The 21,059-nt window shown below is 42.7% G+C and carries 15 protein-coding genes; 9 read left to right on the top strand and 6 right to left on the bottom strand.

Annotated elements, in window-relative coordinates; genetic code table 11:
• Positions 1-168 precede the first annotated feature (168 nt).
• Positions 169-2,262: a methyl-accepting chemotaxis protein gene (locus Q0852_RS00345; RefSeq protein WP_299012885.1), complete on the bottom strand. Its 2,094-nt coding sequence runs from the start codon at positions 2,260-2,262 to the stop codon at positions 169-171.
• Between the two features lie 502 nt (positions 2,263-2,764).
• Here Q0852_RS00345 and bfr (Q0852_RS00350) point away from each other — a divergent pair.
• A complete protein-coding gene (gene bfr / locus Q0852_RS00350; protein WP_299012886.1) occupies positions 2,765-3,229 on the top strand; it encodes a bacterioferritin in 465 nt (154 codons plus the stop codon).
• 18 nt (positions 3,230-3,247) lie between these two features.
• The gene (gene bfr, locus Q0852_RS00355) at positions 3,248-3,715 is read left to right on the top strand and encodes a bacterioferritin (protein WP_299012887.1); all 468 of its coding nucleotides are present in this window, start codon (positions 3,248-3,250) and stop codon (positions 3,713-3,715) included.
• Positions 3,716-3,927: 212 nt separating this feature from the next.
• Here bfr (Q0852_RS00355) and Q0852_RS00360 read toward each other — a convergent pair whose 3' ends face one another.
• From Q0852_RS00360 to Q0852_RS00370, 3 genes are all read right to left on the bottom strand, one after another.
• On the bottom strand, positions 3,928-5,796 hold the full coding sequence (locus tag Q0852_RS00360) for a methyl-accepting chemotaxis protein (RefSeq protein WP_299012888.1): 1,869 nt from the start codon (positions 5,794-5,796) through the stop codon (positions 3,928-3,930).
• Between the two features lie 655 nt (positions 5,797-6,451).
• Positions 6,452-8,359 carry a methyl-accepting chemotaxis protein gene (locus Q0852_RS00365; protein ID WP_299012890.1) on the bottom strand — a complete coding sequence of 636 codons (1,908 nt, stop codon included), beginning with the start codon at positions 8,357-8,359 and terminating at the stop codon, positions 6,452-6,454.
• 495 nt (positions 8,360-8,854) lie between these two features.
• Complete coding sequence (locus Q0852_RS00370; protein WP_299012891.1) at positions 8,855-11,350, bottom strand: Lon protease family protein; 2,496 nt, start codon at positions 11,348-11,350, stop codon at positions 8,855-8,857.
• Positions 11,351-11,455: 105 nt separating this feature from the next.
• Here Q0852_RS00370 and Q0852_RS00375 point away from each other — a divergent pair, with 105 nt between their 5' ends.
• From Q0852_RS00375 to Q0852_RS00385, 3 genes are all read left to right on the top strand, one after another.
• Entirely contained in the window at positions 11,456-12,196 is a 741-nt protein-coding gene (locus Q0852_RS00375; RefSeq protein WP_299012892.1) for a PHP domain-containing protein, read from the top strand.
• A 133-nt stretch (positions 12,197-12,329) separates the two neighbouring features.
• Complete coding sequence (locus Q0852_RS00380; protein ID WP_299012894.1) at positions 12,330-12,791, top strand: ferritin-like domain-containing protein; 462 nt, start codon at positions 12,330-12,332, stop codon at positions 12,789-12,791.
• 585 nt (positions 12,792-13,376) lie between these two features.
• Entirely contained in the window at positions 13,377-14,024 is a 648-nt protein-coding gene (locus Q0852_RS00385) for a TIGR04219 family outer membrane beta-barrel protein (RefSeq protein ID WP_299012895.1), read from the top strand.
• 133 nt (positions 14,025-14,157) lie between these two features.
• Here the strand turns inward: Q0852_RS00385 and Q0852_RS00390 are convergent, their stop codons facing one another.
• Entirely contained in the window at positions 14,158-15,597 is a 1,440-nt protein-coding gene (locus Q0852_RS00390; RefSeq protein ID WP_299012896.1) for a cytochrome P450, read from the bottom strand.
• Positions 15,598-15,788: 191 nt separating this feature from the next.
• On the opposite strand from Q0852_RS00390, the gene Q0852_RS00395 reads away from it, so the two are divergent.
• The 4 genes from Q0852_RS00395 to Q0852_RS00410 all read left to right on the top strand — a co-directional run bounded on the left by Q0852_RS00395 (position 15,789) and on the right by Q0852_RS00410 (position 19,089).
• Complete coding sequence (locus Q0852_RS00395) at positions 15,789-17,093, top strand: hypothetical protein (protein WP_299012897.1); 1,305 nt, start codon at positions 15,789-15,791, stop codon at positions 17,091-17,093.
• Between the two features lie 51 nt (positions 17,094-17,144).
• On the top strand, positions 17,145-17,720 hold the full coding sequence (locus Q0852_RS00400; protein WP_299012898.1) for a sigma-70 family RNA polymerase sigma factor: 576 nt from the start codon (positions 17,145-17,147) through the stop codon (positions 17,718-17,720).
• Positions 17,721-17,850: 130 nt separating this feature from the next.
• Positions 17,851-18,846 carry a permease gene (locus tag Q0852_RS00405; protein ID WP_299012899.1) on the top strand — a complete coding sequence of 332 codons (996 nt, stop codon included), beginning with the start codon at positions 17,851-17,853 and terminating at the stop codon, positions 18,844-18,846.
• 9 nt (positions 18,847-18,855) lie between these two features.
• Complete coding sequence (locus Q0852_RS00410) at positions 18,856-19,089, top strand: thioredoxin family protein (RefSeq protein WP_299012900.1); 234 nt, start codon at positions 18,856-18,858, stop codon at positions 19,087-19,089.
• Between the two features lie 115 nt (positions 19,090-19,204).
• Here Q0852_RS00410 and Q0852_RS00415 read toward each other — a convergent pair whose 3' ends face one another.
• Positions 19,205-20,785: a BCCT family transporter gene (locus tag Q0852_RS00415; protein WP_299012901.1), complete on the bottom strand. Its 1,581-nt coding sequence runs from the start codon at positions 20,783-20,785 to the stop codon at positions 19,205-19,207.
• Positions 20,786-21,059: the final 274 nt, after the last annotated feature.

Here is a 21,059-nt window from a genome sequence, read left to right on the forward strand (position 1 = left end):
TGTGCTAGGTTCTGTTGAGTCACACTTAAATGAGAATGTTTATTATTTAATGATATCTGAAATGTATGCCTTGTTTGCATATATGTCTATCAATAATTTATAGCTAACAAAAAAAGCGACCGTTTGGGGGTCGCTTTAAGTGTTTGCTACATCTTATTTTTTATATGATTAAGTTTTGAACTTATTTAGCTCTTTATGTAGCTCGGCTGCTTTACCTGCTAGTTCCTCGCTGGTGGCAAGTGAAGAGGTCATACTGTCCATAACATCGGTAGCCGTATCGTTGATAACGACGACGTTACGGTTAATCTCTTCAGAAACGGCACTTTGCTCTTCGGCTGCTGAAGCGATTTGATTGTTCATGTCGTTAATCACGTCAATGGCTTCGTTGATTTCTTTCAATGCCAACTGAGCAGCTAGGGTTTCTTCTTTGGTATCCATGGCTTGTTGCTGGCTTTGTTGCATCAACTCGACAATTGACTGCGTTTCTTGCTCCAGACGGCCAAGCATAGTGCGTATTTCTCCGGTTGACGTCTGGGTGCGGGTGGCTAGGTTACGTACCTCGTCGGCAACCACTGCGAAACCGCGACCGGCCTCGCCAGCTCGGGCCGCTTCAATCGCGGCATTAAGCGCCAATAGGTTAGTTTGATCGGCGATACCACCAATCTCGGTAAGAATTCCTTGAATTGCCGCGCTTGACTGAGCCAAGTCCTGGATTTGGCCTTGGGCATCATTGACTCGTACAGCCAGATCGCCGACCGCATTGGCGGCATTGTCCATCTGTCCCATACCGTTAACACTGCTTGTTTGTACCTGACTGGCCGCTGCCGCCGCCTGAACGGCAGATCCCGCAACTTCCTGCGCAGTTGCACTCATTTGGTTAATCGCCGCAGCGAGAGAGTTAACCTCATTAACCTGTACAATAAGTTTATCTTTTGAGTCTTCAGCCTTAGTTTTACCATCTATAGCACTGTGGTCAACTTGATTTGCCGTGTTCATAACGTTTTGCAGCGTTTCCTGCAAACGAATCAAGAAGGTGTTGAACCAATGGGATAACTGGGCAGTTTCATCTTGGCCTTTGACTTCTAGTCGGTAAGTCAGGTCACCGTCACCTTCTGCGACGTCTTTGAAACGGTCAACCAGGTTAGATAGTACTTTACCAAGGGAGTTTGCGATCATTGCAATAATTGCTATGCCGACTAAGGCCGTGAGCAAACCAGCAATAACACCTTGGTTGATGGCACTTTCATTCTGCTCGCCACTCCAGCGTTCGAATTCGGTAATACTTTGAACCAACTTGCTGTTTGGTACTGAAACCATCACGATCCATGGTGCGTCGGAGGTATCGACGGAGGTAATTGCAAACTCATCGTCACCAAGTGTCATTGTACTTACACCATTACGGCGAGCCATTGCTTGAATATCAGACCACTGTGTTGATAGCTGTCCGGATACTTTTTTACCAACTTGTGCTGGCTTACCGCTGTTAGCCAGTACCGCACCTTCCCATGATGTGATAATAACGTTACCTTGACCGTCAAAAAGACCGCGGGCAAGGTTTTCACTCTGTCCCTGCAGTTCTGCAAGTGATAAGTCAAAGCCAAGTGAGCCAATGATTTTACCATTCACTTTAATTGGTTGGCTGATGGTTGTGATTAGCTCTTGCTTACCGCGTACCGGATACATGTATGGTTCCATAACAAATGTTTTTCCGGTTTCGTAAGGCATTAGGTGCCAGTCATCTTTTCGTTCACCGTTGCCGTTTAGTTCGGTATTAGAAAAGCTCTCCATTGCTACAGGATCAAAGCTGCCTTGAGCATTAGGAGAGAAGAATGGAGCCAGATAACCTTTACTGTTAATTGCAGCGGTCGCACCGGCTTCAGAGTTGGCTGGCCATGTTTTCTCTTCCCACACCATATAGCCTGCAAAGACCGAGCGATCCTGGGCTTCCAGTGCTGCTGTAAATTGTTTAACAATAATGTCGGCACCAGCACCAGCTTCACCGCTTAATTCAATGATTGAGCGAATTTGGTCAAGCGTGGCCAGAACAGGAAAGAGATGGTTTGAAATGGTTTTCCCTTCTTCTGTTGCTGTCGCTTTAAGGTGCTGCTGTGTTGTGTTATTTAGCTGGGCCTTTACCTTGTCGGTAACTTGTTGGTTTACATTGGTAAAAGCTCGAGTCGTCATCCCCATTGCGATGAGTAGCGTAAATGCCATTGCTACACCGGCGCTGATGGCAATACGCGTTCTTATTGTTTTAAACACGAAAAGTCCTTGTTTCAAAGAGTAGTTGATTGGCGGCCTGTTATGTTTACGGTTTGTTCACCATTGAGTTACATCTATAAAGTGAAACAAAATGGAGGAAATCATCACAAATAATCTCAAAAAGAATTATATCCAAAATAGATTAATGGAATATGATGGTTTGTGAATGCTTTGTTGGTGTGTTTTGTGGGGTTATTAATACGCTCATCTAAGCCGATAATATAAAGAGAATATGGTTGATTGCCAAATATTGCATTATTGGAACATGAAACGTGATTTAAAACTGTCGCAGCCTGAAAGCGGATATTGAATGATAATTAATTGCACTTAATGTCCGTTAATAACGTATTTCTTATGCCACTGTAGTTGTTTTGATAATGGCCTTCTGTTCTCTCTAAAACAATAGTTTTCATTTCATTTTGTTAACAATGTTGCAAATTACCACCTATGCTTAAGGCTGGCTGAAAAATAACATGAATATGCCAATTTCGGAGGTAATGTTATGCAAGGCAACAATCAAGTGCTCGGTTATTTAAACCAGGTGCTTACCATTGAGTTGACTTCTATCAATCAGTATTTTTTGCATGCCAGAATGTTCAGAAACTGGGGATTGGGAGAGCTTGATGAGAAGGAATACAAAAAATCGATTAAGGATATGAAGCAAGCCGATGATCTCATAGAACGTATTCTTTTTCTTGAAGGTTTACCTAACCTTCAGCATCTTGAGAAGTTGCGTATTGGCGAAGATGCCGAAGAGATGCTGCAGTGTGATCTGGATTTGCAGATGGAGCAATTGACCTTGCTTCGGGAAGCTATCGCTTACTGTGAATCTGAAAGCGATTATGTCAGCCGTGAGTTGTTGGAAGATATTTTGACCTATGAAGAAGAGCATGTTGACTGGATTGAAACCCAACAAGAGCTGCTGAGAAATATCGGTATTGAAAATTATCTGCAATCTCAGATGTAAAGGGAGTAGGTGACGAAGATGAAAGGTAATAAGAAGATTATTGATTCTCTTAATGAGCTATTGGCTGGTGAATTGACCGCAATGGATCAGTATTTTATTCATTCCCGTATGTATCAGGATTGGGGGTTGGATAAGTTATATGAGCGTATTGATCATGAGTTTGATGATGAAAAAGGTCATGCGTCTCGTTTGATTGAGCGAATTCTGTTTTTGGAAGGTACGCCGGATCTCAGTAAACGCCAAGGCTTAAACATTGGTAAAGATGTACCAGAGATGCTGGCAAGCGACTTGCAGTTGGAATATTCAGTTGATAAAGCGCTTAAGGCGGCTATTAAGCAATGTGAAGATGAGCAGGATTACCAGAGTAGGGAAATCCTTGAAGTAATGCTGGCTGATACAGAAGAAGATCATGCTTACTGGCTTGAAAAACAATTGGGGTTAATCCAAAAGATTGGCTTGCCAAATTACCTTCAGTCCCAGATGTAATAGTGGGTACCAGCTTAACTATGGTTTGATAGATAGAGGTGTTAGATTGCAGTTTCTGTTTATCTAACACCTCGATCTAATACATATGGGCTTCAAGATAAAAATTAGTAGCGGATTTAATGCGTCACTGGGAAGCTAATAACTTGAGTGTTTAAGAATAAAGCCAGTAACTGCTGGCTTTATTTCGTTTCTTGTTATGTGAAGTTAAAATTCTATTTAACTTTGAAAAAAGCTAACTCATCTTTTAACTGTTGCGTCAATTCTGATATATCATCATTCGCTAAGGTCGTTTGCTTCGCATTTTCCAGGTTATGTTGCACGATATGATTAACATCTTCTAAACGCTTGGACATATCTTGTGTTACCGCTAATTGCTCTTCCGATGCAGTGGCCACCATAGAATTGATATCAGAGATGGTGGTGACTCTATCTTTAATCGTATTGAACGCTTCTGCAATTTCATGAGATATCGTTTGAGATTCATCAACCAGCGCAGAGTTTTGATTCATAAAGTCAGAGGCGCGTTGCGATTGCTCTTGCAGTTTTACAATGATGTCTTGAATATCCACTGTTGATTGCTGAGTTTTTGCTGCTAATGCTCGAACTTCATCAGCCACAACGGCAAAGCCACGTCCTTGCTCTCCCGCGCGGGCTGCTTCAATGGCGGCATTCAATGCCAATAAGTTTGTTTGCTCAGAAATATTGTTAATCACATCAACAACGGAGCTGATATTTTCAGAATGCTCTCTTAATTGATTCACAACACTTACAGATTCAGTTGTTGAGTGATGGACTTGCTGAGTAATGGCCTCAGAACGCTCTAGCGTGATGGAACTGGCTGATATCACTTCCATAGCAACAGTTGTGGAAGTATTCCCATTTTGCGCACTTCTCGCGACATCGGATGCCGTTGCTGACAGCTCAGTGGCTGCTGTTGCTACTTGCTCGACTTCAGCAATCTCTTTTTGTGCATTATCATGGCTATTGTGAATCACTTTCGATATCTGAGCTTGATTGATAGACAACTGGCTCATAACATTTTCTGAAGATTGGACAACCGATGATACTCTTTGCTGCAAAGAAAATAAGGAATCAGAAATAGTATCAAGCTCATTGCCTGCTTTCGGAATATCAATGGCGTCAAAATGTCCTTTTGACATGTTGGTGATGGCTGATACAAGTTTAGGTAAGTATTGTAACTCTCGCTTTAATATCCAATAAACTGCAATGCTTAAGATTAAGCCAATCACCACTAACGTTGCTATAACTGCGTAAATCCACATGTTTGCCGTGGTAATTGTTTTGTTTTGATCGGTTATTGCAAAAAGAAGCTCTCCTTTGCCTAAAGGTTGCTTGGATACACTAAACCACTTTTTTTCTGGGCTCTGATACAAAAGAGGAACAGCACCGATATTTTTATAAACAGGGCGAAGTTCATAAATGTTTTCATTAATCCATGATGCGTTGTTGCTATCTGTCGTTAAAACCAAGCCAGATTGATTTGTTATCGCATACTCAATTCCTAGCTCAGGTATCAATTTAGATAAATCCGCATATACCGCGAAGACTCCAACCTTCTGATTATTATTAAAAATAGGCGCTGAAATAGAAAGGGAAACATTGCCATCAATAGATACGTATGGAGCACTGATGTTAAACGGAGTATTTGAATTCACAATGTTCATGAACCACTCTCGCTTGCGGTCTCTTGCGTTGTAGTTAGGAGTCCACCCATCACTTGAACGCGCGAATGACCGTCCATCTAATGATGCGAACCATGCTGCCGTTAAAGCGTCATTATTTTCCACTGAATTTTCAAGAAAACTCAAAGCAGCATTTTCATCAAATTTCTCGTTTGGATTGAAAGTAATAAAAGATGCTATCGTTTGTACTTCTGAAGCTAGATTAGAAAGCGCAAACTCGTAAGACTTGGAAACAGTATGAACGACAACGTTATCAGCATCTCTAATACTATCGCTACTATCTTTCCAAGATGAAATATAAATATAGGCCCCTATGCTACATAGGGAAACTAAAGCAATAAGGATAATCAAAAAAGCCAGATTGATTTTTTCAATCATTATCCATCCAGATAAAATGAGTCAATTTGAACTCATAATAACAATAACGAATAAGCTACAGCAAGGAGATATTAACATTGAGGTAAAGTGAAAAGTAATCAAATATTATCATTATATTTTACATTGCTTTTTTTAGTGTCATTATGCTTGTTGTTTAATTTGCGCATACATTGAAAGCCTAGTATTGGTAATGGTAAAACTTTTCTTAATAACTCAATGCATAAGGTGTAAGTCTGATGTATGTTATGTTCGATTAATGGCTGGTGATTCATGATTAGCACTCTTTTATCTTTATTCAATAACTGAATTCAATGCTTCGCTTTAGGAGAGGGGAATATATTTGATTACTACTGATTGCATAGTGTCAATAATACATATGCATGTTTTTTGTGAATCGAACATGTTAATGTACATCACAAAGTCAGTAGCTGAGGTAAATACTGTCAGTGTGATACTTTTGCTTATGGAAAAGGATACTATTACTAGCTCTAATTTGGCTCTGTTCTTAGGGGGAGAGTATGAATGGTTGATTTTTATCCGGCGTAATAATGGATTAACTTCGCTGTATAAAATGAGTCAGCATATATGAGGTTTGAAGATAAAACTTAGTTGCTGATTATTCATCCATGAATAATCAGATTTACTCAAGAGCTGTCTATTTCAATTTGAATTTATTGACAACTGTTATCAACTGACTATTAGCAGCCGATAGATTAATGGTCTCACTGACAGTCGCTTCGCCATTTACAGATAGCTCTCCAACAATTTCGCGAATGGCTGCCATATTCCGGGTTATTTCACTTGCAACAGAACTTTGTTCTTCTGCAGCTGTGGCTATTTGCGTATTTAAGTCATTAATATGAGTGACTGATTGAGCGATTGTATCAAGGTCTTTTGCCACTAAAGAGGTATTTTCAGCCGTTCTTTCACAAGTGGTTTTAGTCATATCCATTGATGAAATAGCAGTGTCTGTACCTGTATGTAGCTTACTCAGTGTCTGTTCAATTTCGGCTGTGCTCGTTTGTGTCCTAGCCGCAAGTGCTCTGACTTCATCAGCAACAACAGCAAAACCACGACCTTGCTCTCCGGCGCGAGCTGCTTCAATCGCTGCGTTTAACGCTAGCAAATTTGTTTGATCTGCAATTTCACCTATAACCTTTAGTACATTGGTAATATCAGTCGTATCTTTACCAATTTCAGTAATGCTAACAGACGTATTTTCTACATCTTCAACAAGTTGAGATACTGTTGTTGTTGCATTGGTTACAACACCTTTAGAATCAGAAACCTGAGAGTTCGCATTATGTGTAATCTGTGAGGCTTGGGATGCATTATTTGCGACATCATTTGCTGTTGCACTCATTTCCTCAATCGCAGCAACAATTTGCTCGGTTTCTGTCGAGTGAGCAGTTAATACATCATTATTTGCCTCTGTTTGATTTTTAAGCTGCTCAACACTATGAGAAATATGCTCAGACGATGTAGAAACTTCAATCATCAAAGTCTGCAAGTTTGCAATGAAGACATTGATTCCTCCAGATATTTTCCCAAGATCATCGTTACTGGTCACAGGTAGTCGACGAGTAAGATCGCCATTACCTTGGGATAAATCGGTGATAACTTCTTTAAGCGAAAGGATTGGGCGATAAAGAATGTTTAACAAGATATAGGTAAGCAAAACTGCAATAGAAAGCATAACCAGAGAGGAAATAATTGCACTGGATAGCGCTTGATCAACCTCGGCATAAGCAACTGATTTGTCGATTACAATCAGTAGATACCATTTTTTGCCATTAACTAGATTAATCTCTTTAGTAAAGGCCAGTTTATCAATGTCTTTTTGTTCATAAGAAAAAGAATTAGTGTCCTGTGATAGCATTTGTCTTTGAACATCAGCCATACCGCTTTCGGTAAGGCTGGCACCCAATGATAGCTCCGAGGAAGTAGAAGCTAATACTTTTCCTTTTTTATCCAAAATTGAGCTAACAGCACCAGGGAAATCTACACTCTTAACCGTATCAGCTAGAATGGATAACTTAATGTCACCCATTACTACACCATCATTCAGCTTTTTCGAGATAGAGACAACATTCAATCCTGTTTCAGAATCGTTATAAACATCAGTCAGGTTTAAGCCATTTGCCTGTTTAGCCATTTGAAACCAAGGTCGAGTTCGAGGGTCATATATTGTGGTATCTGCCACACCATTAATCCATCGTCCACTAGTAGCCGTTGAATATGCAGTACCGTCATCAAAACCGAAAAAGACACTCGTTAATTCACCAGCGTCCTTGGTATATCTTGCGATATCAACATAATCTTCATCATGCATACCTTTTTCATAGCTTTTAGCTAATGAGTTGATTATTGTCGCTTTACTTGCAAACCATGTTTCAATTTTATTCGCTTCATAATGAATAGTAGATAATGACCGAGTATTGATGTTTTGAATTGTACTTTGTTTTAAATCACGATATGCCAGCCAATTCGATGCAAGTAAACACACAGTAACCATCATAATAGTTGAAACAATAATTGTTTCTTTGAACCCGAGCGATTTCATTTGTTTTGCCTTATTCAAATGGAAAAACGCGCATTAAGTCGTTGATCAGTATGGATGCGTAAGCTTTTGATTGATAATCATTGATAACGCAACCACTACCAGTGTGTTGCTGGCAGCACAACGCTTGTGTTAAGCGCATTATTTTTAGAAATACTAGTAAAAACAGAAGATAGCGACACGATGGGAATTTTCTTAACTTATTTGTTAGTATAATTTTAATTAAAACCTATCTCGTTGAAATGGTAGCTAAAATATACGTGTGTTTGATAGGAGATTAACCTTAACGATTGTGTACTCTTATTTTATGATTTGTTGAAGCGATTGATTTAAATAAAGATGAGTGATTATAAGTAAAATTAATTAAATGAGTGCTTTTGTTAGTCTTTGATGGGGGAGGAGAAGCAAAAATAATGCATTTAAATGCTTATGTTGACGAAAATCCGAGGCAATTGGCCTCGGATTTTAATTACAAAGTGTTATTTATTGCTATAGATATTACTCTTTTTGTTGTTTGCTTCGTTTTGTGTCTTCAGAAGACTTGTTTTTGGCTTTGTTCATACGCTTGATGCGGGCTAGCACCGCAGCATTAATGCTGTTCGCCGGGTATTTCTGTTTCGCATCCGGCTTGCCCATTTCTTTGTCAGTGAGTAGTGCCATGACCTGATCAAGGTGATCGACGGCCCAGATATGGAATTGTCCGCGCTCAACAGCCTGGCGTACGTTTTCATTGATCATCAAGTGGGCGATATTGGTTTTCGGAATTATGACACCATGTTCTCCATTTAACCCTCTGGTATTACAAATATCAAAGAAGCCTTCAATTTTCTCGTTTACGCCGCCAATAGCCTCGATATTGCCATGTTGGTCGATAGCGCCGGTAAGGGCAATGCTCTGCTTGAGTGGAACTTCGGCTATGGCTGATATCAATGCGCAAAGTTCTGCCGTCGATGCGCTGTCACCGTCAACCATACCGTGAGATTGCTCGAAAGTGAGGGTGGCAGAGAAAGACAATGGTTCTCGCTGTTCGTATTGTTGGCGCATAAAAGCTGTCAGGATCATCACTCCCTTGGAGTGGCTAGGGCCGCTGAGGCTAACTTCCCGCTCAATATTGATAACATTGCCTTGTCCGAGGTGAACTGCCGCAGTAATGCGGGTGGGGCGACCGAACATACTGTCATCAATGCGGTAGACAGAAAGTCCGTTCACCTGGCCGACTTTCATGCCCTCGGTTTCTATTGTACTAATCCCGCGGTGGATGTTTTCGGTGATCAGCTCTTTGATGTAGCCGGTTCGGTATTCTTTCTCGTCGATGGCTTGCTGTATGTTTTCAAGCGAAATCACATCTTGTTTGTGTTGCTCTGCCCAATAGTTGCTTTCAAGGATGAGGCTGTTGATATCGCCTTGGTGGAGTGTCATTTTCTCGCCGTCTTCGACCTGCCGGGCTGCAAATTCAATGACTCGGGCAACAGCTTCACGACTGAGCGGACGGGTTTGAGACTCGGCCTGCAGATGTTTGATGAATTTGGCATACAGCTGGCACACTTCCGGTGTGCGGTCGATTTCTTCTGCGCAGTCAGCCTGGACTTTAAATAACTGGCCGAAATCCGGGTCATACTGCTTCAGTAAGTAGTAGAACATACGGTTACCAAATAAGATGATCTTGATATCAATGGGGATCACTTCTGGTTCCAGACTGGCGATGGCATTGATGCTGAGCAGTTGTTCGAGTGGCTGAATGCGAAGCTCCCGGGATAAGAGCGTGCGTTTGAAGACATCCCAGACAAAAGGCTTGTTTAGCAACTGGTTGACATCGAGGAGCAGGTAGCCACCGTTAGCACGATGGAAAGCGCCGGGTTTGATTAAGGTGAAGTTGGTAACGAAGGCACCGAATTCCCCCCGGTGCTCAACCCTTCCGAATAGGTTGACATAGGTCGGATTGTCCTCATAGATGACCGGAGTTGATTCTGTTTTACTGTTATCAACGATAACGTTGACGTCGTATACGGTAAACGGGCTGAAGCTTAGCTTTTGTCCGGTATACTCGTTGACTTCTGTTTCAAGGCTGCCGCTGAATAGTGAGATATTGTCGAGTACATGTTGTTTCAGAGCCTGAATGTATTTATGGACGGCCTCAATTTCTAACAACTCTTCCGGTAACTGCCCTGCCAGATAATCAAGGGTCATTCCGACACACTCACGTTCCAGCTTTTCCTTTTTTGTTCTCATTTCCTGATCCCAGATAGGGACTTGCTTGAGCAGGTTGACGACCATTAGACGAAGCTCTTCAATATCATCATTAATGGTTTTCTGTTCTTTAAGGGAAAGCTTGGAAAACTCTTCTTTACTCAGTACTTTGTCATTCCGTATGGGATGAATTAGGTAACCGTTGCGGGAGCGCTTTAAGACGCAGCTCTTTTTTTCTGCTTTTGTTTCTATGGATTGAAAAGCTGATATTTCTTTTTCGTTAAGCTCGCTTTGTAGTTGATCCGTTTCTCGGATCAGGTTTTCACTTTGTAGCGAAGACGGTACGGTGACTTTCAGCTCATCAATAAGCAGCTGGATTTTATGTTTTAAGTGTTTACCCATACCTGCCGGTAATTGAAGGGCTAGCGGTTTATTGCTTTCATGAAAGTTATTGACATAGCACCAGTCGGAAATCGGTTTGGTTTTGTCAATGTGATCAGTCAGCAGGCGCTGGGTAATTGAGTGTTTGCCTAACCCCGCCGAGCCCATTACGTAAATGTTGAAGCCTTTAGATGGGATGCCCATGCCGAGTTTAATGGCATTAACGGCCCGGTCGAACCCAAGCGGGCTGCTGATAGGTTCGATATCATCAGTGGTGGAAAATTCAAACAGCTCGAGATCGCAAGGGTGGTATAGCTCGGATGGTGAGAGTTTTTTTGCTTCAGAAAGCGGTGCCAGGTGAGTTGTGTTATGGCCTGAATTCATATCCATATACTGTCTATTGGCTTTAGAAGAAAATTCTTTCATAGCTATACGCCACCGATCATTATTATTGTCTCGTGTTGTATATTAACCAATAGCATCTGATTCTGAGATTGCTTGATCTCTTCTATTATTTATGTGGAGGTGATCATGATTGAGTTCGATAAAATTTCTGAATTTTTCTCGGAATTCTATGATTTTAAGTTAAGTGATGAGTCCATCTATTGTGATTTTCATTTCCACACATCCCGAACACTGCGAGATGGTGGCGCGCCGTATCATCTTCAATTCCTGAAAGATAAGAAGCATCTGGTTTCCATTACTGATCATAACGAAATCAAGGGAGCGATAGCGGCTATGGATGCTGGCATCAATAATGTGCCCGGTATTGAGCTTGCCTGTAATGATGGATTTGAGATCCTGGTGTACTTTAAGAAAATTCAAGAGCTTGAAGATTTTTACATTCAAGAAGTTGAATGCCGTAAGCATTTTTGCCGGATAGGCCGAACCGACAAGGATATAGAGTATTACCTCGATGCGCTTGTAGGCCGGGATAGCTATATTTCAATCCCTCATATTAATGGCCTTGCAGGGCAGAATTATTTGCAAAACAAGCCTTACATAAAACGCGTGCTTAGTCGTATTGACGCTATCGAAACGTATAACCACGGCTTACCAAAAAACCGAAATATTACTGCGCAGATCATAAGGCGGACTTATGATTTGGAGGCAACTTTTGGCAGTGATGCCTACATTAGTCGTGAGATTGAGTCATTTTATCGATTGCTCAATTTAGAGCTGAAACGCCATCATAAGTGGGTGGAAAACCTCTATAAACTGCCTTCGGTTTCAGGATTGGCCTATGGACAGTTAGTTCATCTGAGAAAGTGAAATTTATTCGCTAGCCTTTTTCATCATTGCCGCGTTGCTTGCTAAGCCTTGATTCCCTGTATTTACTAAATATTGATTTATTGGTGTGGCATCAGCCTACCTTATTATTTTCTTGCAGAGTACGTAAGGAGTCATGATGAATGACAGCGAGAAACAGCAAGTTATAGATTTGCTGAACAATATCATGGAGCTAGAGTTGGCTGGTGTGGTTCGTTATACCCATTATTCATTGATGGTTTTCGGTTATAACCGTATTCCGATTGTGTCCTGGTTGAAGGGGAATGCCAATGAAGGTCTCCTTCATGCACACAAGGCCGGTGAACTTGTTACTTTGCTCGGTGGCCATCCTTCTCTTAATGTCGGGCCTTTGCTCGAAACTCAAAAGCATGATATCGGCGATATTATGCGTGAGAGCCTGGAACATGAAAAAGCCGTTCTGGTACTTTATTACAAGCTGCTGCATTTGGCAGAAGGCCAATCGGTGTTACTTGAAGAATACGCCAGGGAGATGATCGCTCAGGAAGAGCTTCATCTTGATGAAGTGGATAAAATGCTTAGAAAGCCAGGGGATGTAAAACCGTTTCATAGTGACTAGAGATATAGCTTGGTGATTACTCACTTTTCATTGTGTCGATACTGTGCTGTAGTTTAAGCACTTTAGTCCTCTTCTTATTTATTTTTTAGCTGCCTTTCCCCATCACTCCTTCTATGCAGCTCTTTGCGTATATGTGTTTTATGTATGGCTTACAGAGCACTAGGTTATGTGGCAGGTTCCAGAGAGAAGCCAGGAAGCGCTATCTGCGTGATGATCCTGCTGATTTGTATTGGCGGTAGGAACTTTTACCCGGTTTTACTTAATGGCTTGGCTGGGAGAGCGTATCTGCGCCGATATCAGATAAGTCCTCGGATGAGATCTATGCAAACCGTTAAAATCACAACGACCTAGTTCTGGGAATTGAGTCTTTTTTACTTCTATCTTGTTGACTAAAAAGGTTGTTTATTAATCCACTGTGTCAAAGGACGTTGGCTTATTAGACTATAGATGGCAATTGGTCAAAATAAAAGCGATTTTAGTTATTAACGACTGTGTTAATATGGTCGCTGTGAATATATATGAGATTTTGTCTCATAATCCTGAATTCACAAGAATTATATTGAGAAACGATTAAGGACAATGAAAGTGAAAAAATCAGTGTTGGCAGCATTATTAACTACAGCTCCGTTTATGGCTTCAGCTGATGTGATGCTAGGTGGTGATGTTGAAGTTAACATGTGGCAGCAGTCACATAGTTTTGCGGGTTCTGAAGTTAATGGTGATGACACGAGTTTCACCTTTGAAGCCTCTCTTGAGCACTTTGTGCCCCTCATTCCTAACTTTAAAATTGGTCAGTCATCAGTAGATAATGATGAGTACGCATACACCAAGCGTGACTATACGCTTTACTACGAGTTTTTGGATAATGGCCTGGTATCTTTGGATGCCGGTGTCGGTATCTCTCAATTTACTGATGGCGAAATTAAAAAGCTTGGTCTGAACCTTGAAGAATTCAGCGGCTACCTGCCTCACCTATATGCTGGTGCGGAAGTTGGTATACCGATGACGCCTATTTTCGTGTTCGCGAAAGGTACTGGTATGTCATTCAATGACAACAACATGTTTGATGCCTCTGTTGGTGTTCAGTACTCAATTGGCCTTTATGCGTTTGATCTGGAGCTTCAGGCTGGTTACCGCGTCCACAATCTTGACCTACAGGATTTCGACGATCTGAAGACAGATTTGGATATTAAGACTGATGGTCTGTTTGCCGGCGTAAACTTTGATTTCTAAAAGGATGACTTCTTAAGCTATTACGCTAAGCCCTGTTGTCCTTCTCCCTCGTTTTTAGTGGGAGAAGTCATGTGATTTTGAGCCGCTCCCAATCAGGTTTGTTCTTGGCTGGGAGCGGCTTTTTTTATGTTGTTTATTTTGGTATTAGCTTAATCATAAGATTTTTTGGGCGCATTGTGATTGCAAATTCTTCTTCGACAATGGGGGGATTTTCAGGTAGTCCGATTTTGAATTGCTGGCAAATCATGGCGATGACCATTTTTACTTCCATGAAAGCTAAGCCTTCTCCTGGGCAATGACGGGGGCCTCCACCAAAAGGAAACTGGTTATTGGCTTTGTGAGGGCAGGTCTCAGTTACCATTGATGCCTCTTCCCAGCGCTCAGGCTTGAATTGCTCGGCGTCGGCAAAAACTTTTTCGTTCATGCCACCTAATCGTGTCAGCATGAACAGGCCTGTTCCGGCGGGAAGCTCGGTACCATCTGGCAGTATCATTTGTTCTACCGTTTCACCTGATATCATCGGTGCGGTGGATTTCAGGCGCAGCGTTTCCCTCGTAACAGCTTCTAAGTAGGTGAGCTGGTCGAGGCCCTCAATGGTGAGCTTGTCATTGTATGTCCCTCTAACGCGATCAGCTTCTGCATTGATTTTGTTTTGAACATCCGGTCTTTGGCTGAGAAAGAACAACATCCAGGCAATTAGGTTGGAGGTGGTGTCTTCACCTGCTAGTAACAAGGTCAGGATATTGGCAAACAGTTCCTCGTTGGTCAGGCGGTTGTTGTCATCGTCGGAGGCTGCAACCATAGCTTGGAGGATATTCTCTGGTTCTTCTGCTAATTGCGGGTTTGACTGTATTTCCTGGTGAATCTGCTCAACGATTTCGAGTGCGTATTGCTTTACTTCCAGTAAGGCGCTGTCCAGCTCACGATCTTTTTTAAGTTTGAAGTAATGCCAGTAGGGAAAAGGCATTTTTGTACGGCTGTTTAATTGCGGGAAAATCACTTCCAGGTGCTTTTGAAGTCCGTCCCCGTCATTCTCAAGCAGCTTGGTATCGTGTCCGAATACCAATGAAGTGGTGATATCAACGGTAAAACGGCGCAGATCATCGTGAATGGCGATATCGTGGTTAGGTTCAGTACGGTTTAGTAGACGTTGGTGCAGTCGCTCGGTTGTGCTCTCCAACAGAGGAAAAAACGATGCCAGGCTTTTTTTACTAAAGGCAGGCATGATGAGTTTTCGCTGCCGTTTCCAGTTATCACCATTCGATGAGAGTACGCCGTGGATACCGAGTTTCTTGAAAACTTTTTCCAGGTTCGAGGTTCTGTTTATTGATTTCGGTCTTCGTCGTAGTAGATCTTTGACAATAGTGGGTTCCGATATCACCACATACTCTTTCCCTGCAATACTAAACTTAAACGTATCGCTAAATTCCAGGCTCCATTTTTCAAGCACCTGGTGTAGCTTAGCGTTGTTAATTTGGGTGAAGTTTCCGATCAGAGGCCACCCTTTGGGCTGGGGAAGATCTTTTATTGTTCTTTTGATTTCTTTGTTTGATCTGATCACTGATTCCGTCATGCTTTAACACTCCTTTGTTTTGACCAGCCGCAATTTGGTGATAAAACTTGATTAACACATCGTACCAGTTGGTAAGTATAGTAATGTCTTAACGATTGAAGACTAATTTTTCTTTTTTGGCAGTGTATTCAAAGGATTTGGTAGGAAAAATCGAGTAACATGCTGGCATTGTAGTACTTGTTGTTCGTTATATGGAAAAGAACCCTGCCCAAGAAATGTCTCAGGAAAAGGCATTACCTCGTCTAAAAAAAGCCTTCATTACCGGGATATGGGCAACGTTAGCCAGTATTTCCGTCGGATTCTTGTTCAAGATTTGGTTGGCACAGTGGGTACCGAAAAGTGATTTGGCGCTGTTTAACAGTGTGATTGATATTATCTCGCTTTCGCTGATCCTGATGACAGGTTTTCGTTCGTCTATGGTTGTCAGTTACAGCCAGACGCACAACGACCGCGATATTATCAATATCTTCCGTTTTAGCTTGATTGCTATGGTGCTGGTCACATGGGGATTAGTGCTACCTTATATCAAGCATGAGTTGCACATTAATGTCAGTTACCTGCAGTTGGTTGGGGTGATAGTCAGTATGGGGCTGAAGGTCTACTTCACCAATCTGGTTGCAATGTATCGTCTTTACAGCATTTCGAACCGGGTGACGTGGCTGGAACCGCTCAGTAATCTGCTGCTGTTTTTGTTGTGTTATTACGTGTTGCGGCTCGATGCGTTATCGTCGTTATTTTACGCTTTGAGCCTGTCATCCTTGGGTGTCGCGCTGTTTATGTATATTAATCGTCGTAAACAGGTCGCGACGCGGCCTCTAACGACGGTTCATCTTGACTCTGTGCTGATCAGCTATGTGAAAAAGAGCTTTACCGCCTCACTGGAAGCGGGCGCTAGCATCCTGATGATTTACATTACTGTACTGTTGACTATCAGTCATTTCAGTATTGATGAGTTAGGTGATTTTCAGGTGGTGGTCCGTCCGGTGTTTACTTATATGACTATGCTGTTTGTGTTCCCGATATACCGTTTTGTGTTGCCAGAGCTGTCGGTTTGCGTTCGCAAAGGACTGCATGGACAAATCAGGGACATCCGTCGCTGGGTATTCAGGCTGGCATGTGTCGTTGGTGCGACTTTCTTCCTAACCATGCTGCTGTGGGGAAGAGAAATCGTGATGTGGGTATTCCCGCTACAATATACTGGTGCAGTACCGGTGTTGTTCCATTTCTCAATTTTCTTTGTTTTCATGATGCTAAATGCTTATCAGCTGGCTTATATCAAAGCGCATGGTCACTTTACTCAAAGTTTGCTGATCCGTATTAGCGGAATTGTGACTCTGGTTGCAGCGTATTATCTGTTGTCGGTGTTTACTGCCAATGTCGTTGCCATTATCGTCGCTCTTTGCATGGGGTATGTGATGATGTTTATTTTTTCCAGCATTGCTGAGCACCGTATTTTGCGCCGATACCGCCAGCCGGTATCAGCTGAAGCCTGCTAGTTCGGGTGTTGTCAGTCAGCATTGATGGTTTAAGAGAAGGACTTTATAAGGATGAGTATTATTGAGTCTGCGGATTCAGTTCACCATTCAGCCGCACCATGCCTGATGAGGGCATGGCAGGCGCATCAGCATTCGCTGTTATCTTGGCTGTATAAATACACTGAGAATGATGCGTTAGCTGAAGATCTGCTTCAAGAGGTGTTCCTACGTGCAATGTGCAAGGATAAGTCCTTTTGCGATATTGAAAACGCCAAAGCCTGGCTGTTTCGGGTGGCAAATAACCTGGTGATCGATCAGTCTCGACAGCGTAGTTTTGTTCCTCTTGATGAGTTAGACATAGAGCAGGAGCAACAGGAAACCGCGGTAGTCGACAGCCTGACGCAATGTCTACCGCGGGTACTTAATGAACTTGCCCCGAAAGACCGCGATATTCTAAAAGCCTGTGATATTCAGGGGATGACCCAGAAAGAATATGCCGAACATCATGACATGACGCTGGTGGCGACCAAATCCCGCTTGCAACGTGCCAGGCAGAAGCTAAAGCGCCAGCTGAGCCAGTCGTGCCAAGTGAAACTTGATGAGTATCACAAGGTTTGCTGTTTCACCCCAAGAGAATCTCGAAACTAAAAATATTTTGCATCCTTTTTGCCCCTTCATCGTCTTTGTAATAAACGAGGTATTTTTATAAGGACGATGTAATGACATTCTCTTTGATTGCTTACTTTTCCGCTGAAAAACGCGCGGGGGAGAAGTAAGCATGTTTCAGATTTTTTCTGATATTGCCAGCTGGCTGGTATTCGATTTATTGGGCTTATCTGCCGAAACCAAGGCGGGTGATGCCTTACATTTCTTTATTGAAGATGTTACCAAGATTTTTGCGTTGTTAGTGGTAATGATCTATTTGATTGCGGTGATACGCGCGTCTCTGGACGTAGAACGGGTCCGTGATTTTCTGGCTGGTAAAAGTCGCGGGTTCGGTTACATGCTGGGGGCTGTTTTTGGGGCAATTACACCATTTTGCTCATGTTCCAGTATCCCCGTATTCCTTGGATTCAGTTCAGCCGGGATCCCGCTTGGGATCACCATGGCATTTCTCATCACCTCACCATTGATCAATGAAGTGGCTGTGCTGTTATTGATGGGGCTACTGGGGTGGGAGTTTACCCTGATGTATATCCTGGTCGGTATGGTGGTCGGCATGCTAGGCGGTGTGTTCCTTGATGCTATTAAAGCAGAGCGATGGTTACAGTCCTTTGCTGCTGAAGCGTTGAAACTGGGGGGGGAGAGCGAGTTTCAGTCAAATAATCAGCAAAGAAAAGCGCTTACGTTCAATGACCGTCACCAGTTTGCTAAGCAAGAAACCATCAATATTTTTAGCCGGGTTTGGAAGTGGGTGATTATTGGTGTTGGCCTGGGCGCGGCGCTTCACGGGTTTGTGCCTGACGGTTGGATTGAATCACATCTCGGCGACGGGCAATGGTGGTCTGTCCCCGCAGCCGTGCTGCTGGGTATTCCCCTTTATTCTAACGCCACAGGGGTGATTCCTGTGATGGAAAGCTTGATTGTTAATGGCTTACCAATCGGAACAACGCTCGCTTTTTGTATGAGTACCGTCGCTGCCAGCTTCCCAGAATTTATTTTGCTTAAGCAAGTAATGCAGTGGAAATTATTGGCCACATTGTTTGCCGTTTTGCTGGTGGCTTTCACCCTTGTCGGGTGGACATTCAATATCTTTTCATTGTCAACGATATAAGGAAACAAGATGAAAACAGTTAAAGTTTTAGGCTCTGGTTGTGCTAACTGCCGTAATACTGCAGATTTGATTCAGGAAGTCGCCGATGAGCTCAATGTCGATATTCAAATTGAGAAAGTGCAGGACATGGCGCAGATTATGGCTTATCAGGTGATGTCGACGCCGGCTGTAGTGATCGATGAGCAGGTAGTTCACAAGGGGAGCGTACCGAAGCGTGACGTTGTCACTGAGTGGTTTGCTTGATAGGTACAAAATAACTAATCAGTCTCAACCATTGGATTGAGACTGATTAGAAATTCCCATCCCCATTTAAGTCAGTTTAAACGATCAACATAACGATAGGTTTTTGGGTTAACCACTATTGGTATAAAGAACGTTCTGTTCTTAACCCCTTGATCAGGCTGACGCACATTAACAACAGGATAAAGGTAAATGGCAAGGCCGTCGCCACAACGCCAGACTGCAGTGCCTGAAGCGCTTCTTTGCCACCAACCCAAAGCATGACTGCCGCAATGGCACCTTCGACGGTTGCCCAGAAGATCCGTTGCGGAACCGGAGCTTCGACCTTACCACCAGCAGTGATACTGTCGATAACCAGTGAGCCAGAGTCCGAAGAGGTGATAAAGAAGATCAGTATCAACACAATTGAAATGATGGAAATGGCAGAGCCAAATGGCAGGGCATCGTAGACATGAAACAGGGTGAGAGAAATATCAGTTAAGCCCTCAGCCCCCAGCTCTCCAACCTTGTTGATCACCTGATCAAGGGCAATTCCGCCAAAAATAGACATCCAAATCATGGTCATCAGAGTTGGAATAAACACAACGGCGAACAAGAATTCGCGCACGGTACGACCTTTAGATACACGGGCAATAAACATACCAACAAATGGTGACCATGAAATCCACCATGCCCAGTAGAATACCGTCCAACCGTGCATCCAAGTTGTGTCTTCACGGCCATGAGGGTTGCTCAGGCCAATGATATTTTCCGCATAAGCCATGAATGTTTCAGGTAGTGAAAGCTTTGCAATATCAAAGCTGACATAAGTTACGAACAGCAGCAAGGCGAAGGCAAACAGCATATTGATGTTACTTAGTAACTTCACACCGCCATCGATACCGCGCACCACTGAAGCAATGGCAATCAAAGTCACGAATGTAATAACAACAAGCTGCATACCAATGCCGCCATCAGTGCCGAACACATGATTAATACCACTTGTTGCCTGCTGTGCACCCAAACCAAGGGAGGTTGCCAAACCAAACAAGGTGGCCAGTACGGCCATAATATCAATTACATGACCAAGCCAGCCCCAGGCACGGTCACCAAAGACCGGGTAGAACACTGAACGAATTGAGAGCGGTAGTCCTTTGTTAAAGGCAAAAAATGCCAACGCAAGCGCAACAATCGCATAGATAGACCAACCATGGATCCCCCAGTGGAAAATGGTCGCCCCCATAGCGAGCGATTTCGCTTCTGCTGTGTATGGTTCTACATTAAAAGGCGTGCCCCACCAGTTGGTAAAGTAAGCTGTAGGTTCGGCTACTCCCCAGAACAGAAGGCCGATCCCCATACCGGCAGCAAACAACATTGCCATCCATGAAACGGTAGAGTGTTCTGGTTTAGCCTCTTTGCCACCAATGCGGATTTTACCAAAGGGTGACAGCATCAAGGCTAGAGTGAAGAAAAGGAAAAAGTTGGTTGCCCACATGAAGAAGACGTCAAAATCTTCAATGATACCGTTCTTTAGGCTATTTAGTGCCTCTTTGGCGGTGCTGGGTTCGACAAGAAGCAGTGCCGAAAGGAATAGAAAAATCAGACCGGCGCTAATGCCGAATACGGGGTTGTGAATATCAAAACCCCACTTTTGAATGTTGTCCTGACCTACCTGATAGTCGGTTGTTTCAATGCTGTATTTTTTTAAAATGCTATCCATAAATGATACTCAAATGTTCAGTCCTTAATGCTTTCTTTTATGAAAAAGTAAAAGCGAAATAGCCTATAGAAATAAAGATGATTAGACCACTAAATAAAAAATCACGAAAAATGTTAACAGCAAATGCATCAATATTCAAATCTGGCTAGATTTTCGCTGGTTGTATGCTGTGTTGGCGACCGTTTCATGTGGTTGTATGTTATGTGTTCTAAATGTTTTTGAGGGGCTTAGGCGTGAAATGTCAACGTTGGAACAGAGCTAAGTGTTAAGTTGT

It is taken from the genome of uncultured Photobacterium sp., from assembly GCF_947502415.1.
Taxonomy (GTDB): domain Bacteria; phylum Pseudomonadota; class Gammaproteobacteria; order Enterobacterales; family Vibrionaceae; genus Photobacterium.

Excerpts from the sequence above, each read along its gene's own strand:
- bfr (WP_299012886.1), top strand. The coding sequence starts at position 2,765 with ATGCAAGGCAACAATCAAGTGCTCGGTTATTTAAACCAGGTGCTTACC.
- bfr (WP_299012887.1), top strand. The coding sequence starts at position 3,248 with ATGAAAGGTAATAAGAAGATTATTGATTCTCTTAATGAGCTATTGGCT.
- Q0852_RS00360 (WP_299012888.1), bottom strand. The coding sequence starts at position 5,796 with ATGATTGAAAAAATCAATCTGGCTTTTTTGATTATCCTTATTGCTTTA.
- Q0852_RS00365 (WP_299012890.1), bottom strand. The coding sequence starts at position 8,359 with ATGAAATCGCTCGGGTTCAAAGAAACAATTATTGTTTCAACTATTATG.
- Q0852_RS00370 (WP_299012891.1), bottom strand. The coding sequence starts at position 11,350 with ATGAAAGAATTTTCTTCTAAAGCCAATAGACAGTATATGGATATGAAT.
- Q0852_RS00375 (WP_299012892.1), top strand. The coding sequence starts at position 11,456 with ATGATTGAGTTCGATAAAATTTCTGAATTTTTCTCGGAATTCTATGAT.
- Q0852_RS00380 (WP_299012894.1), top strand. The coding sequence starts at position 12,330 with ATGATGAATGACAGCGAGAAACAGCAAGTTATAGATTTGCTGAACAAT.
- Q0852_RS00390 (WP_299012896.1), bottom strand. The coding sequence starts at position 15,597 with ATGACGGAATCAGTGATCAGATCAAACAAAGAAATCAAAAGAACAATA.
- Q0852_RS00395 (WP_299012897.1), top strand. The coding sequence starts at position 15,789 with ATGGAAAAGAACCCTGCCCAAGAAATGTCTCAGGAAAAGGCATTACCT.
- Q0852_RS00400 (WP_299012898.1), top strand. The coding sequence starts at position 17,145 with ATGAGTATTATTGAGTCTGCGGATTCAGTTCACCATTCAGCCGCACCA.
- Q0852_RS00405 (WP_299012899.1), top strand. The coding sequence starts at position 17,851 with ATGTTTCAGATTTTTTCTGATATTGCCAGCTGGCTGGTATTCGATTTA.
- Q0852_RS00410 (WP_299012900.1), top strand. The coding sequence starts at position 18,856 with ATGAAAACAGTTAAAGTTTTAGGCTCTGGTTGTGCTAACTGCCGTAAT.
- Q0852_RS00415 (WP_299012901.1), bottom strand. The coding sequence starts at position 20,785 with ATGGATAGCATTTTAAAAAAATACAGCATTGAAACAACCGACTATCAG.